General features: G+C 71.8%; 16 protein-coding genes and 1 pseudogene. 6 read left to right on the top strand and 11 right to left on the bottom strand.

Annotated elements, in window-relative coordinates; all coding sequences use genetic code 11:
- The first annotated feature begins 19 nt into the window (after positions 1–19).
- A complete protein-coding gene (locus GCG21_RS10820; RefSeq protein ID WP_370517455.1) occupies positions 20–1225 on the top strand; it encodes an AMP-binding protein in 1206 nt (401 codons plus the stop codon).
- A gap of 137 nt (positions 1226–1362) precedes the next feature.
- Positions 1363–2259 (top strand): 1,4-dihydroxy-2-naphthoate polyprenyltransferase, encoded by an 897-nt coding sequence (locus tag GCG21_RS10815; RefSeq protein WP_228759967.1) that lies wholly within the window; start codon positions 1363–1365, stop codon positions 2257–2259.
- A gap of 78 nt (positions 2260–2337) precedes the next feature.
- On the opposite strand, the pseudogene GCG21_RS17290 reads toward GCG21_RS10815, so the two are convergent.
- Positions 2338–2511: pseudogene (locus tag GCG21_RS17290) on the bottom strand (DUF4229 domain-containing protein); the annotation flags it as partial.
- Between the two features lie 22 nt (positions 2512–2533).
- Here GCG21_RS17290 and GCG21_RS10805 point away from each other — a divergent pair.
- Positions 2534–2938 carry a PLD nuclease N-terminal domain-containing protein gene (locus tag GCG21_RS10805; protein WP_152909694.1) on the top strand — a complete coding sequence of 135 codons (405 nt, stop codon included), beginning with the start codon at positions 2534–2536 and terminating at the stop codon, positions 2936–2938.
- Between the two features lie 53 nt (positions 2939–2991).
- Here the strand turns inward: GCG21_RS10805 and ccsB are convergent, their stop codons facing one another.
- The 6 genes from ccsB to GCG21_RS10775 are packed head-to-tail and all read right to left on the bottom strand — an operon-like array spanning position 2992 to position 8454.
- Positions 2992–4206 (bottom strand): c-type cytochrome biogenesis protein CcsB, encoded by a 1215-nt coding sequence (ccsB, locus tag GCG21_RS10800; protein WP_194165049.1) that lies wholly within the window; start codon positions 4204–4206, stop codon positions 2992–2994.
- Entirely contained in the window at positions 4206–5864 is a 1659-nt protein-coding gene (locus GCG21_RS10795; protein ID WP_152909692.1) for a cytochrome c biogenesis protein ResB, read from the bottom strand. The genes ccsB and GCG21_RS10795 overlap by 1 nt, the downstream gene beginning before the upstream one ends.
- The gene (locus GCG21_RS10790; protein ID WP_228760206.1) at positions 5864–6622 is read right to left on the bottom strand and encodes a cytochrome c biogenesis CcdA family protein; all 759 of its coding nucleotides are present in this window, start codon (positions 6620–6622) and stop codon (positions 5864–5866) included. The genes GCG21_RS10795 and GCG21_RS10790 overlap by 1 nt, the downstream gene beginning before the upstream one ends.
- Positions 6622–7290 (bottom strand): TlpA disulfide reductase family protein, encoded by a 669-nt coding sequence (locus tag GCG21_RS10785; RefSeq protein ID WP_152909691.1) that lies wholly within the window; start codon positions 7288–7290, stop codon positions 6622–6624. The genes GCG21_RS10790 and GCG21_RS10785 overlap by 1 nt, the downstream gene beginning before the upstream one ends.
- Positions 7287–7925 carry a histidine phosphatase family protein gene (locus GCG21_RS10780; RefSeq protein ID WP_152909690.1) on the bottom strand — a complete coding sequence of 213 codons (639 nt, stop codon included), beginning with the start codon at positions 7923–7925 and terminating at the stop codon, positions 7287–7289. Before GCG21_RS10780 ends, GCG21_RS10785 begins: the two co-directional genes overlap by 4 nt.
- Before the next feature lie 40 nt (positions 7926–7965).
- Positions 7966–8454 carry a MarR family winged helix-turn-helix transcriptional regulator gene (locus tag GCG21_RS10775; RefSeq protein ID WP_152909689.1) on the bottom strand — a complete coding sequence of 163 codons (489 nt, stop codon included), beginning with the start codon at positions 8452–8454 and terminating at the stop codon, positions 7966–7968.
- A gap of 97 nt (positions 8455–8551) precedes the next feature.
- On the opposite strand from GCG21_RS10775, the gene GCG21_RS10770 reads away from it, so the two are divergent.
- Positions 8552–9088 carry a YceI family protein gene (locus tag GCG21_RS10770; protein ID WP_152909688.1) on the top strand — a complete coding sequence of 179 codons (537 nt, stop codon included), beginning with the start codon at positions 8552–8554 and terminating at the stop codon, positions 9086–9088.
- Positions 9089–9125: 37 nt separating this feature from the next.
- Here the strand turns inward: GCG21_RS10770 and GCG21_RS10765 are convergent, their stop codons facing one another.
- From GCG21_RS10765 to GCG21_RS10750, 4 genes are all read right to left on the bottom strand, one after another.
- The gene (locus GCG21_RS10765; protein ID WP_152909687.1) at positions 9126–9419 is read right to left on the bottom strand and encodes a glutaredoxin family protein; all 294 of its coding nucleotides are present in this window, start codon (positions 9417–9419) and stop codon (positions 9126–9128) included.
- A 94-nt stretch (positions 9420–9513) separates the two neighbouring features.
- The gene (locus tag GCG21_RS10760) at positions 9514–9612 is read right to left on the bottom strand and encodes a 30S ribosomal protein bS22 (protein ID WP_082775156.1); all 99 of its coding nucleotides are present in this window, start codon (positions 9610–9612) and stop codon (positions 9514–9516) included.
- Positions 9613–9721: 109 nt separating this feature from the next.
- Positions 9722–9925 carry a helix-turn-helix domain-containing protein gene (locus tag GCG21_RS10755; protein WP_152909686.1) on the bottom strand — a complete coding sequence of 68 codons (204 nt, stop codon included), beginning with the start codon at positions 9923–9925 and terminating at the stop codon, positions 9722–9724.
- A gap of 168 nt (positions 9926–10093) precedes the next feature.
- Positions 10094–11251, bottom strand: a complete 1158-nt coding sequence (locus tag GCG21_RS10750; RefSeq protein ID WP_152909685.1) for an acetoin utilization protein AcuC — start codon at positions 11249–11251, stop codon at positions 10094–10096.
- Positions 11252–11362: 111 nt separating this feature from the next.
- Between GCG21_RS10750 and GCG21_RS10745 the strand changes: the two genes are divergently transcribed.
- Positions 11363–12736 (top strand): TrkH family potassium uptake protein, encoded by a 1374-nt coding sequence (locus GCG21_RS10745; RefSeq protein ID WP_228759968.1) that lies wholly within the window; start codon positions 11363–11365, stop codon positions 12734–12736.
- The gene (locus GCG21_RS10740) at positions 12729–13406 is read left to right on the top strand and encodes a TrkA family potassium uptake protein (protein WP_152909683.1); all 678 of its coding nucleotides are present in this window, start codon (positions 12729–12731) and stop codon (positions 13404–13406) included. Before GCG21_RS10745 ends, GCG21_RS10740 begins: the two co-directional genes overlap by 8 nt.
- Positions 13407–13435 lie beyond the last annotated feature (29 nt).

Here is a 13435-nt window from a genome sequence, read left to right as displayed (position 1 = left end):
CCGGCCGTATCCTGCGAGGGTGACCGTGGACCGCCTCCTCGCCGACCTCGACGCCGCCCTGCGCGGCGGGCCCCCGATGATCGTGGGGGAGCCGCCGGAACGCGAGGTGCCTATGGACGCCGCGCTCGTCATTCGTACGTCCGGTTCGGTCTCGGGGCGCGGGCGCCCTGTACCGCTGACCACGGCCGAGGTGACCGCGAGCGTGCGGGCGACCGAGGCGCGCCTCGCCGGACCGGGGCAGTGGCTGCTCGCGCTGCCGGCCGGGCACATCGCGGGGTTGCAGGTGCTGGGCCGCTCCATACTCGCGGGCACGACTCCGGTGCAGCTGGGTTCCGAGGAGACGATCGCCGATGCCGTCGCCCGCCTGCGCACCGACGTGCCGCGCTACGCCTCGATCGTGCCGACCCAGCTCATCCGCGCCCTCTCGCCGGCCGGACGCTCCGACCTCGAGGCGCTCGCCGCACTCGACGCCGTGCTCGTGGGCGGTTCGGCCGTCGACCCGGCCGCGGTGGCGATGGCGCGGGAGAGGGGCGTGCACGTCGTCACCACGTATGGCATGACCGAGACGGCGGGCGGCTGCGTGTACGACGGCGTCCCGCTCGATGGCGTCGAGGTGCGCCTCGAGGGCGGCGCGGTGCAGCTGAGCGGCCCGATGGTCACGAGCGGGTACCTCGACGACGGGCCGCAGCCGTTCACCCTCACGGCCGGGCGTCGGTGGTTCCGCACGAGCGACCTGGGACGGTGCTCGGACGGGCGGCTCGAGGTGCTCGGCCGGATCGACGACGTGCTCATCTCGGGCGGGGTCAACGTGCATCCGGCCGCGGTCGAGCGGGTGATCGGCGAAGTCGACGGCGTCGCCGGGGTCTGCGTGGTGGGCCGGGCCTCGCGCGAATGGGGCACCGAGATCGTCGCGGTCGTGGTGCCCGCGGCTGATGCACGGACGCCGGCAGGACTCCTCGACACGATCCGCGCGCGGGTGAAGTCGGCGGTCGGCGCCGCGGCTGCGCCCCGGGTGCTGTTCCTGCGGGAGTCGCTGCCGCTGCGCGGTCCCGGCAAGGTGGATCGGCTGGCCGTCGCCGCCTGGGCTGCCGATGCCCGGCCCGACGCGAGTCGCGGATCGCGCCCGCCCGCGGATGTGGGTGGCCCGGGCCCCGCCACATGTAGTCCGAACCACCCAGTGACTCCCCACCGAGGATGTGGGTGGCCCGGACCCCGCCACAGGTAGTCCGAACCACCCAGTCACTCCCGCCCGCGGATGTGGGTGGCCCCGACCACACCACAGGTAGTCCGAGCCACCCGGTGGCTCCCCAAGAGCCCGTCCGGCCGCCGAACGGGCCCGCGCGTGGCGGCTACGCTGGATCCGTGACCGCCCCCGCGCCCGCTCCCCGACCGACCCTCGCCGACTGGCTCGAGGGGGCCCGCCTGCGGACCCTGCCCGCGGCGATCGCGCCCGTGCTCGCGGGAACCGGGATGGCCGGCGCCGATGCGGATGCGCTCCTCGCCGCCCTCGCGGTGATCGTGGCGTTGGCGTTGCAGATCGGCGTCAACTTCGCCAACGACTACTCCGACGGGATCCGCGGCACCGACTCGGACCGGGTCGGACCCACGCGGCTCACGGCGTCCGGGCTCGTGACTCCCCGGAGCGTCAAGCTCCTCGCCTTCGCGTTCTTCGCGCTGGCGGGTGCCGCGGGCGTCGCGCTGAGCCTGCTCGCGGGCACCTGGTATCTCATCCTCGTCGGCGTCGTCTGCGTGATCGCCGCGTGGTACTACACCGGCGGGCGCTCCCCCTACGGCTATCGCGGACTGGGCGAGGTGGCGGTCTTCGTGTTCTTCGGATGGGTGGCCACCCTCGGGACGACCTTCACCCAGACGCTCGAGATCACCTGGTCGGCGTTCCTCGCCGGCACCGGCATGGGGCTCATCGCCTGCGCGCTGCTCATGGTCAACAACCTGCGCGATATCGCCACCGATGAGGTGGCGGGCAAGCACACGCTAGCGGTCCGCCTGGGTGTCCGGCAGGCCCGGACGACGTACGTCGCGCTCGTCCTCGGCGGCAGCGCCGTCTGTGTGGGAGCGCTCGTGGCCACGTGGCACTGGACCTACCTGCTCGTGGTGCCGCTGGGGATCTTCGCCCTCGTCGTCAGCTCCCGCGTGCTTCGCGGCGACACCGGCCGGGCCCTCGTGCCCGTGCTGCGCGACACCGGGCTGCTCCAGCTCGGCTTCGGCATCGTCCTCGGCCTCGGGGCCGTGCTCGCCTGATCCGGGGCCGTCGACGGCGGCGTCCTCGATCTCCTCGTCCGACGGCTCGGTGCGTACCCGGCCGTGCTGCTCCGCCACCTGGGCGAGCCGGCCTGCGGCCCGATCACGCGGGCGCGGTAGCAGCACGTAGGAGAGCATCGCGGCCACGATGATGGCCACCGCGGCCAGCAGCCAGCCTCGCAGTCCGAGCAGGTAGAGACCGCCGATGGCGGCGAGGAGCAGCAGGATCCGGAGGGCCGCATACACGAGCATGGTCCCAGCGTAGGCTGGATCCATGCCCCGTGTTCTCCTCGCCCTCGCGATCATCGGCCTGACGATCTATGCGATCCTCGATTGCGTCCGGTCCGAGGACTCCCGACGCTCGGTCGGGCCGACGTGGCTGTGGGTCGCGTTCATCATCGTGGTGCCGGTCGTCGGCGCCCTCGTGTGGCTCCTCGTCTCGCGCGCCGCGGACGCCGCCCCGCAGGCATCGCGCCGCCCGATGCCGCAGGCTCCGGACGACGACCCCGACTTCCTGCGCTACCTCCAGCAGCGCAACCGGCGCACGAACGAGGGCCCACCGCCCGCGGGATCGAGCGAGACCGATGAGCCCGGCCACGAGCCCGATCCGGACGACGACCGCCGGGGCCGCAGCGGCGACGGGCACCCCTCGGACGATCACCCCTCCGACGGCCGGTAGGCGGGCGCCCGGCCCCTCCGGCCACCCGGCTCCTCCTCAGGGCACCCGGTCCCTCAGAGGCCCGAGTAGGAGTGGTTGCCCGGGATGAAGATGTTGACGATGTAGTAGTTCGCCAGCAGCGCGAGGAACCCGGCGAGCGCGAAGTAGGCGAACTTCTCCGCGGTCCAGCCGACCGTGGCGCGGGCGTGCAGGTAGGCCGCGTAGATGACCCAGATGACGAACGTCCAGGTCTCCTTCGGGTCCCAACCCCACGGGCGGCCCCACGCGTGCTCGGCCCAGATCGCGCCGGCCACGAGGGTGAAGGTCCAGGTGACGAACCCGATGGCGCTGAGCCGGTAGCACCACGACTCGAGCGTCGAGGCGCTCGGCAGGCTCCCCATGAGCCGTGCGAGCGGGCCCGAGGGCCCAGCGGCGTCGGCTCCCAGGGCCGCGGGTCCCACGGCCTCACCGGGCCGGCCGGCGCCCGCTCCCGTTGTGTCGACCGCGCCCACTGTGTCGGCCGTGTCGGCCGTGTCGGCTGTGCCTGCTGCGGCGGCTATGACTGCTGTGGGTGCGTCCTCCACGAGCGTGGCGGTGGCCCGGACCCGGCTGTCCGCCGCGGCCGGGACAGTATCCGTCATGCCCGTCATGACGGCCGCGCCCTCCGGGTGACCCACCACCCGGGCGGCGCGCTCCTGCCGACGGCGAGCTGCGTCGTCCGCACGCTTGGAACGCAGGGTGACGACGGCTGCGGGCGTGTGGCCGTCGCGCGTGCGTTCGACCCGGTGCTGGATCAGCTGCAGGCCGGCGAACACGGCCGCCACGGAGAACAGTCCGGTCGAGAGGGTGGCGACGGAGACGTGGATGAGGAGCCAGTAGGAGTCGAGGATCGGCTCGACCCCCACGGCGGTGACGAAGAGCACGGAGACCGCGACGCCGAGGCCGAGGACCACCAGGAGGGTGACGGCCGAGCCGATGAAGCGGATGTCGCGGCGCAGGTTGAGGCCGAGGAAGATCGCCACCATGAAGAACGTGAACATGAGCGTGAACTCGAACATGTTCGCCCACGGCGCCCGGCCGGCGGCGATCCCGCGGGTGACGAGCGCGAGCAGGTGCAGCCCGGCGGCGAGCCACGTGGTGCTCATCCCGATCGCGGCGGCGCGGCGGGGCTTGGCCTCGGACCGGGCCAGCGCGAGTCCCGAGAGGTCGACGGAGAAGGCGATCATCGCCACCGTGTACGCCGCGATCGCAGCGTAGACGAGTGCGGTGCTCAGGTCGGCAACATTCATCATTCGTCCTTCGGTTCCATGGCGGTCAGCACCCGGTCCAGCGCCCGCGCGAGGCCGGGATCGTCCCCGCGGGCGAGCGCGGCCGCCTCGACCATCGTAGTTCCGTCCGCGGCCGGCACCAGCCTGATCCAGATCCGGCGCCGGCGCAGGAAGAGCGACCCGATGAGACCGGCGAACGCGAGCCCGGCGAAGACGCCCATCCAGACGATCGACGGGTCGTAGCGCAGGTCGAGGGCGACGTATCGCGGCAGGTCCGTGAAGGTGACCGTGCCCCGCCCCCCGGGCAGGTCGACGCTCTCCCCCGGGCGAAGCACGGCGCGATAGGGCACGAGCTCACCGGAGCCGGTGGAGCTGGGTGTCATCACCTGCTCCATGTTCGTGGTGTCGAGCTGCATGAGGCTCTTCGGCACCCCCTCGTCCAGCCCGAGATCCCCCTCCCACAGTTCGAGCACGAGCACCGGGTCGAGCGGATCGGGGTGGGCCGAGCCTGCGAACGCGCCGTCGCTCGAGGGGATCGCGCTCGGCAGGAACGTGCCCCGGAAGCCGAGCTGGTTCTTCCCGGCGTTGGCGTCCGGGACCGAGACGACCCCGGTGGACATGTAGGTGCTGTTCTGCGGCAGGAACGGCACCGGACCGGAGTAGGCGACCTGGCCGGAGGCGTCGGTGACCTCCAGGTCCGGGGCGTACCCGTTGCCCATGAGGTAGACCCGGGCGTTGTCGATCGCCATCGGATCGTTCACCTTGACCTGCTCCGACGACGTGTGCCCGTCCGGGGTGGTGACCGTGACGTCGGCCTGGAAGTCGCGGGCGCGGGCGTCGATGGTGAACTGGGAGCTGAAGTCCTCGAGCGTGAACCGGAAGGGCTCGAGATCGCCCTCCGCGAAGAGTGCCCCGGAGTCGAAGGAGTTGTAGTCGAGCGGCGCGTTGACGAAGGAGTGCCCCTCGACCACCACGGCCTGGCCGCGATAGTGCACGAGCTGGCCCCACGCCATCGTCACGAGCACGCCGACGAGGGCGAGGTGGAACACGATGTTGCCGGTCTCACGGCCGTATCCGGTCTCGCTCGAGACGGTGAGGACCCCGCCGGGCTCCTCGCGGGTGGCGATCTTGGAACGGCGCAGCACGTGGGCCGCGCGGGCCTGCGCCGTGGCGGGGTCGGCCGCGAGCGGGTACTGCTCCCGCACCGGGAACCGGGTGAGTCGGCGGGGCACGGCCGGGGCCGGGGTGCGCAGGGAGCGCAGGTGCACGCCCACGCGCGGCACGATGCAGCCGATGAGGGAGGTGAACAGCAGCAGGTACACCGCGGAGAACCACGGGGAGGAGTAGACGTCGAAGAAGCCGAGCTGCTCCAGCCACGGGCCCGAGGTCGGGTGGTCGCGCAGGTACTGGGAGACCGCGGTCGGGTTCTGCGGGGTCTGTGGGAAGAACGAGCCCGGCAGCGCCACGACCGCGAGCAGCAGCAGGAGCATGAGGGCCACGCGCATGCTGGTGAGCTGGCGCCACATCCAGCGCAGCCAGCCGGTGAGGCCGAGGCCGCCGCGCCGGGTCGGGGCGGTCGGCCCGGCCGAGCCGGTCGGGTCGGTCGGGCCGGTCGGGGCGGCTGAGCCGGTCGGGTCGGGGGCCGGGGCGTCTTTGAGCCCCTCGGGCGAGTACGGCATCAGATCACCAGGTCGTAGCTGTCGATGAGGCCTTGCAGGAGGAGGGTGAGGCGGTTCCACAGCCCGGTGACCAGCAGGATGCCGATGAGCGTGAGCAGCACGCCGCCGAATCGCATGACCCCGAGCCGGTGCCGGGTGAGCCAGCCGAGCATCCGCCGGGAGCTGCGCAGCCCGAGCGCCACGAGGAAGAAGGGCACGCCGAGCCCGATGCAGTAGGTGATCGTGAGCGCGATCGCCCGGGCGGGGCTCTCCTGGTCGTAGGCGAGGGTGAGCACGGCGGCGAGCGTCGGCCCGATGCACGGCACCCAGCCGAGCGCGAACACGATGCCGAGGATCGGGGCACCGACGAGGCCGGCCCGCGGGGACACGTGCAGCCGCCGCTCGCGCTGGAGGAACGGGAACGCCCCGAGGAACGCGAGCCCGAGCAGCAGCACGATCACCCCGAGCAGCCGGGTGATGAGGTCCTGATGCTGCACGAGCACGAGTCCCAGGCTCGTGACGAGCGCGGTCATCGCCACGAAGACGGCCGTGAACCCGGCGATGAACAGCGCCACGCCGAGGAGCATCCGGCCGCGCCGCCGGCCGCCCGCCCCGGCTCCCCCCTCGGCGCCGGCCATCCCGCCGACGTAGCCGACGTAGCCGGGCACGAGCGGGAGCACGCACGGGGAGGCGAAGGAGACGAGCCCGGCCAGGAGCGCCACCGGGATCGCGAGCAGCATCGGGCCCGACAGGACCGTGGTGGCGAAGGTGGAGCCGATCACTGCGCCCCGTCCACCTCGGCGAGGGCGTCGTCGATGAGGGAGGCGAGCGTGCTCTTGTCGGCCAGGCCGATGATCCGGGCCGCGACGCGCCCCTGTGGATCGAGGACGACGGTCGAGGGCATGGCCGCCAGCGGCACCACTCCCTGAACGGCGGCCACGCCCGCGGCCTGCTTGTCGTACAGGCTCGGGTAGGGCAGCTCGAATCGGCGTTCGAAGGCCTGCGCGGTCGCGGGCTCGTTCGTGTGGTTGACGCCGAGGAATTCGACGCTGTCCTCGTACTCGGTGGCCAGCGCGGCCAGGTCGGGCGCCTCCTTGCGGCACGGCGGGCACTCCGCGTACCAGAAGTTGAGCACGACGGGTCGCCCGCGCCAGTCGGCGATGTCCACCGGGTCGCCGGCCATGGTCTCGCCGGCGAGCTCGACGATCTCGCCGCGCTTCTCGGGCGGCCAGGTCCGCACGGTGCCGTCGCCGTTGACGTAGCCGGCGTCGGCGGCTTCCGCCGCGGACGGGCCGCTCGAGCATCCGGCCAGCACGAGCAGCGCGACCGCCAGGAGCAGAACGAGCACGGGCACCGGTGCGGCCGCGGCGTGGTTCCGGGCGGGCGCGGGCGGTGTCGTGACCGGTGCCTGTCGCGTGGACAGGGGGCGTCGGGGAGTGCGGATCATGTGATGGTCGTGGCCTGGGTGAGCAGCGGGGCCGCGGGTTCGCGGTAGCCGATGCCCACGAGCGTGGCGCCGTCGAAGATCAGGGTGGTGAGGGAGGCGAGCGTGCACTGCCGCCGGCGCGGATCGTGCAGATACGAGCGCCCCTCGAGGAAGAGCCGGGTGCTCCAGATGGGACTCTGGTGGGAGACGATGAGCGCCTCGTGCCCCTCGGCCGCGGCCCGGGCGGTCTTGATCGCGGTGATCATCCGATCGGTCTGGTCCTGGAAGGGTTCCCCCCACGAGGGCCGGATCGGGTTGTAGAGCTTGACGAGGTTCGCCGGGCGCAGCAGCAGCGCGGGGTGCCGGCTGATCGCCTGCCCCTGCAGGTCGCTGCCCGCCTCGATCACGCGGGGGTCGGTCACGACCTCGAGATCGAACGCCGCGGCGACGGGCGCGGCGGACTCCTGGGCGCGTTCGAGCGGCGAGGCCCGCAGGTGCACGAGGTCGGCCCCGGTGTCCGCGAGATCACGCGCGACCGTCTCGGCCATCCGGCGCCCGAGGTCGCTCAGGTGGTAGTCCGGCAACCGGCCGTAGAGGATCGAGTCGGGGTTGTGCACCTCGCCGTGTCGCATGAGGTGCACCAGCGTGCGTGTCATGACGTCAGTCTCGCAAACAATCCTGGGAGGACCGCCCCCCCTACTCGGCCACGCCGGGACCGGCGCTCTCGCGACCGAGCGCATGGGCGATCGCGGCGAACGCCTCCCCCACGGCCGCCAGCTGCTCCGGGGTGAGCACGTCCACGAGGTGGCGACGGACCGACTCCACATGCCCGGGTGCGGCGGCGACGAGAGCCGCGTGACCGTCGTCCATGAGCACGGCCTCGACCCCGCGGCCGTCCCCCGCACACTGGCGGCGGCTCACGTAGCCGCGCCGCTCCAAGCGCGCCACGGTGTGGGTCAGGCGCGAGCGGGAATGCACGAGGGACGCGGCGAGGGCGGCCATCCGGCTGCGACGCTCGGGCAGCTCGGACAGCCGCACGAGGACCTCGTACTCGTTCAGGGAGAGCCCGCTCGCAAGCTCCAGGTCGCGGTTGAGGGCCTCGGCGAGCCCGGCCGAACCGGTGAGATAGGCGCGCCAGGATCGCTGCTCGGCGGGGCTCAGCCAGCGGGTCGGTGTCGTGGTCATCACAGTAGGGTCCCTTGCTCTTGACAGGTTCGGCAAGACCGATCATAGTCACTAGTACAACTTTCAACCACTTTTTCATCGAGGCACAGGAGCAGACATGACCACGATCCCCGCCGGCACCTTCACGATCGACACCGCCCACTCCCGCATCGGCTTCGCCGCCCGCCACGCCGCCGTGGCCCGCGTCCGGGGCTCCTTCGACGACTTCACCGGCCAGATCACGATCGCCGACCACTTCCCGGCCTCGACCGCCAGCGTCGAGATCGCCTCGGGCAGCGTGAAGACCGGCAACGCCGACCGTGACGCACACCTCACGTCCCCCGACTTCTGGCACTCCGAGCAGAACCCGACCTGGACCTTCACCACGACCGGGCTCGAGGGCGCCGGCGAGGAGTTCGTGCTCACGGGCGATCTGACCATCAACGGCGTGACCAAGCCGGTGGACATGGACGTGGAGTACAACGGCCAGGCGGTCGGTCCGGACGGCGTGCAGCGGCTCGGCTTCTCGGCCTCCACCGCCGTCTCCCGCAAGGAGTACGGCCTCACCTGGAACGTCGCGCTCGAGGGTGGCGGCGTGCTCGTGGGGGACAAGATCCGCATCGACCTCGACATCGCGGCGGTCCCGGCGGCCTGACCCGGCGGTCGCGCGCTCCACACCGGGGCGCGCGACCTCAGCCCCCGGGCGTGCGGCGCCGGCGCCACCACCTGGGGGCCGTGTCATGTCCGGGGGCGGATCCGAGCGCAGCGCGCAGCCGCGCGGGCTCGATGCGCCAATAGCCGACCTGGGTGTCGTCGACCACGACGACCGGGACGTACTCGCCGTACCGGGCCCGCAGCTCGGGATCCGAATCGACGTCGATCTCGGCGAACTCGAGTCCGGCCCGGGCGCACTCGGCGGACAGCAGCCGGCGGGCCTCCTCGCACAGGTGGCAGTGGGCGCGCGTGTAGAACCGGACCTCGGTCATCGCGACCCCTCCTCTCCGGCGCGGCTGCCGATCGCCTCGCGCTCGGCGCGCCCCGTCACGGAACACGAAAGCCGGACCGAAGTCCGGCTCCCGATCACTTCTTGTTACGACGCTGGTGGCGCGTCTTGCGAAGCAGCTTGCGGTGCTTCTTCTTCGCCATCCGCTTCCGACGCTTCTTGACTACTGAACCCACAGGACCTCACTAGGATCTGGAACTGGTCAGGCGCGGACATGTGCGCCCACACGCTGGTGTTGGAGTTTACTACCCGCGACCACAGCCACGGACACGGGTCTCGGTGCGCTCAGTACCCGGTGCCGGTGGTGAAGTCGGAATGTCCACTGAGCATCTCCTCCACGGCCGCCTGCGGCACCCGGAACGAGCGTCCCACCCGGATCGCGGGCAGATCGCCCGCATGCACCATTCGGTAGACGGTCATCTTCGAGACCCTGGCCATGTCGGCGACCTCGGCAACGGTCAGGAAACGAGGGGGGTCCGGCTGTGCCATTCGCTCATCTCCTTCCCATCGCTGTTGTGCTCTCGCATGATCTCGGCGGCCGCCTGCGCGGATCCCGGGCGAGCCGATCGCCGCTCGGGCTCGGATCGCCGCACCGGTGCCACCACGGGTGAACTCTAGGGCCAAATGTAGTGCACGGGCAAAGGTTTGTTCATCCGCTCAGAGAAGCGCGCCGAGCCCGTGCTCGGGGAAGACGACGCGGCGCGTGGCCAGGATCGCCTGATCGACCGGGTCCGCCGGGTCGTAGCCGTCGTCGAACGGCCGCAATCGCGGGCGCCTGCCATCGGTCATGGTCTGGGGGACCTCCGCCCCGAGCGAGTGCACGTGCGCCCGCCAGCGCGCGGGCAGCAGCCGCTCCGGGTCGACGGGCTGCCCGGAGGCGATCGCCACGAGGTTCGCCCACACCCGCGGCACGGTCGAGGCGATGTCGTAGCCCCCGCCCCCGAGGGCGACCCAGCGGTCGTCGGCGTGGTCCGCGGCCCACCGGCCGAGCTGCTCGGCGGCGATCCGCTGGGCGTCGACCGAGACCCGCAGCTCCGTCAGCGGGTCGCGGGGATGGGAGTCGCAGCCGTGCTGGGAGACGAGGACCTCCGGGCGGAACTCCGCCAGCAGCGGGGCCGCGACCGCCTCGACGGCCCGCAGCCACGGCTCATCACCCGTGTCCGGGGGGAGGGCGACGTTCACGGCCATGCCCCGGGCGTGCGGCCCGCCGCAGTCCTGGGCGAACCCCGTGCCCGGGAAGAGCGACATCCCGCTCTGGTGGACCGAGATGGTCAGCACCCGTGGATCGTCCCAGAAGGCCCGCTCCACGCCGTCGCCGTGATGGGCGTCGATGTCGACGTAGGCGACCCGACGGGCGCCCTGGTCGAGCAGCCACCGGATCGCGACCGCCGCGTCGTTGTAGATGCAGAACCCCGATGCGCGGCCGGGCATCGCGTGGTGCATTCCGCCGGCGAAGTTCACGGCGTGCCGTGCGCGCCCGGACCAGACCTCCCGGGCGGCCTGGAGCGTTCCCCCCGCGATCCGCGCGGCCGCCTCGTGCATCCCGGCGAAGACCGGATCGTCCGCGGTGCCCAGGCCGTACCGGGCCGAGGCCGCCCCGGCCCGGACGGCCGCGATGTACTCGGGCCGGTGCACGAGTTCGAGCTCGGCGTCGGTGGCCACGGGGGGATCAACGACCCGTACCCCCTCGCACAGCCCGAACGCGCGCACCAGTTCACGGGTGAGGCCCAATCGGGTCGGGGCCATCGGGTGGGACGCGCCGAAGTGATAGGTCAGCAACTCCTCGGACCACACCAGGACTGTCTGCTCGGACATGGCTACAACCTAACCTCCCCCGGCGGCATGCGGCTTGTTATCGCCACCGTGCGGGCAGATCGTGGCACAGTAGGCAACCGTGACGATGCGCGCGCACCTGGGAGGAGACCCGTGAGGGAACTGCCGGCGTTCCTGTCCCGCCCCCGGGACGCCATCGACTCGATCGCCCGCCGCTCCCCCGCCCGGCTCACCCTCATCGTGTTCTCGGGCGTGATCGTCGCCGTGACCGGCCTGCTGCTGCTGCCGATCTCCACCGCCGACGGCACGGTGCCCCCGTTCGTCGACGCCCTGTTCACCGCCACCTCGGCCGTCTGCGTGACCGGGCTCGTCACCGTGGACACGGCCGCCTACTGGTCCTCCTTCGGGCACGTGGTGATCATGGGCGGGATCATGGTCGGCGGGCTCGGGGTGATGACCCTCGCCTCGATCCTCGGCCTGGCGGTCTCGCGCCGGATCGGTCTGACCCAGCGGCTGCTCGCCGCCTCCGAGACCCGCACCGCGGCCCTCGGCGAGGTCGGGAACCTCGTGCGGGCGGTGATCGTGGCCAGCCTCACGCTCACCGGCGCGCTCGCGGTCGTGTTCATCCCCCGGTTCGTCGCGCTCGGGCTGACCATCCCGCAGGCGCTGTGGCAGGGCTGGTTCATGGCCGTGTCCACGTTCAACAACGCCGGCTTCGTGATCCTGCCCGGCGGCATCGGCGGTCACGTGGGCGACTGGTGGATGTCGCTGCCGATCATCGTCGGCACCTTCGTGGGCGGGATCGGGTTCCCGGTCATCCTGTCCGTGGCCACGCACTGGCGCGAGCCCCGCCGCTGGAGCCTGCACGCGAAGCTGACGATCACCACGAGCGTCGCCCTCTGGCTGCTCGGCACGGTGCTCATCGGCTGGTTCGAATGGACCAATCCGGCCACCCTCGGCTCCCTGCCGATCGGGGACCGGATCATCGGTTCGATGACCGCCGGCATGACCCCGCGCTCCTCCGGCATCGACACCGTCGGGGTGCCCGAGATGCGCGAGGCCACGTGGTTCCTGCAGGACGCACTCATGTTCATCGGCGGCGGCTCGGCCTCGACCGCAGGCGGGATCAAGGTGGGCACGTTCGCCGTCATGACCCTCGCGATCGTCGCCGAGGCCCGCGGCGACCGGGACATCGAGGCGTTCGGACGGCGCCTGTCCTCCTCCGTGGTCCGGCTCGCCATCGCGGTCTCGTTCATCGGGGCGACGTTCGTGGGCCTGGCGGCGCTCGCGCTCCTGGTCATCACGGACCTCCACCTCGACGTGATCCTCTTCGAGGTGATCTCCGCCTTCGCGACCTGCGGATTGAGCACCGGGGCCACGGCTCTCCTCCCGGACTCCGCGAAATACGTGCTCGTCGTGCTCATGTTCGCGGGCCGGACTGGCACCATGACGTTGGCGGCGGCCCTGGCCCTGCGCAACCGGCGCAGGGTGATCCGCTTCCCCGAGGAAAGGCCGATCATTGGCTGAGCAGCAGAATCCGGACCAGGGTCCCGACGCCGGGGTGCTGGTCATCGGCCTGGGCCGGTTCGGCGCAGCGCTGGCCGTGACGTTGGACGAGCTCGGCAAGGACGTGCTCGCGGTCGAGCGCGACGAGGAGCTGATCCACCACTGGGCCGGGCGGATCCCGCTCGTCGAGGCCGACGCCACCAATCCGGAGGCCCTCGAACAGCTCGGCGCGCGGGACTTCCCGATCGCTGTCGTCGGGGTGGGCACCTCCCTCGAGGCGAGCGTGCTCATCACGGGCAACCTCGTGGACCTCGGCACCTCGCTCATCTGGGCGAAGGCGATCTCCTCGGAGCACGGGCGCATCCTCAAGCGCATCGGTGCCCACCACGTGGTCTACCCCGAACACGACGCGGGCACCCGCGTGGCCCACCTGGTCTCGGGGCGGATGCTCGACTTCATCGAGATGGAGGACGGCTTCACCATCGTCAAGATGCGCCCGCCGAAGGAGACCCACGGGTTCACCGTCGGTCAGTCGCAGATCGGCAAGAAGTACGGGGTGACGGTCATCGGGGTCAAGCCACCGGGGCGCCCGTTCGAGTACGCCGATCAGGACACCCGGATCGACGCCGCCGACACCCTCATCATCTCCGGGGACACGACCCTGCTGGAGAACTTCGCCCGCCGGCCGTGACGAAATAGACCACCGGTCAACGAATCCCG

The sequence above is a fragment of the Pseudactinotalea sp. HY160 genome, from assembly GCF_009372055.1.
Taxonomy (GTDB): domain Bacteria; phylum Actinomycetota; class Actinomycetes; order Actinomycetales; family Beutenbergiaceae; genus HY158.
Note: the sequence above shows the minus strand (reverse complement) of the source record. Positions and strands in the feature narration are given on the sequence as shown.

What these genes read in the sequence shown, in the direction of transcription:
- GCG21_RS10755 (WP_152909686.1), bottom strand. Translation starts at nt 9,925, where the DNA reads ATGGCACAGCCGGACCCCCCTCGTTTCCTGACCGTTGCCGAGGTCGCC.
- ccsB (WP_194165049.1), bottom strand. Translation starts at nt 4,206, where the DNA reads ATGAATGTTGCCGACCTGAGCACCGCACTCGTCTACGCTGCGATCGCG.
- GCG21_RS10750 (WP_152909685.1), bottom strand. Translation starts at nt 11,251, where the DNA reads ATGTCCGAGCAGACAGTCCTGGTGTGGTCCGAGGAGTTGCTGACCTAT.
- GCG21_RS10780 (WP_152909690.1), bottom strand. Translation starts at nt 7,925, where the DNA reads ATGACACGCACGCTGGTGCACCTCATGCGACACGGCGAGGTGCACAAC.
- GCG21_RS10805 (WP_152909694.1), top strand. Translation starts at nt 2,534, where the DNA reads ATGCCCCGTGTTCTCCTCGCCCTCGCGATCATCGGCCTGACGATCTAT.
- GCG21_RS10795 (WP_152909692.1), bottom strand. Translation starts at nt 5,864, where the DNA reads ATGCCGTACTCGCCCGAGGGGCTCAAAGACGCCCCGGCCCCCGACCCG.
- GCG21_RS10765 (WP_152909687.1), bottom strand. Translation starts at nt 9,419, where the DNA reads ATGACCGAGGTCCGGTTCTACACGCGCGCCCACTGCCACCTGTGCGAG.
- GCG21_RS10775 (WP_152909689.1), bottom strand. Translation starts at nt 8,454, where the DNA reads ATGACCACGACACCGACCCGCTGGCTGAGCCCCGCCGAGCAGCGATCC.
- GCG21_RS10785 (WP_152909691.1), bottom strand. Translation starts at nt 7,290, where the DNA reads ATGATCCGCACTCCCCGACGCCCCCTGTCCACGCGACAGGCACCGGTC.
- GCG21_RS10770 (WP_152909688.1), top strand. Translation starts at nt 8,552, where the DNA reads ATGACCACGATCCCCGCCGGCACCTTCACGATCGACACCGCCCACTCC.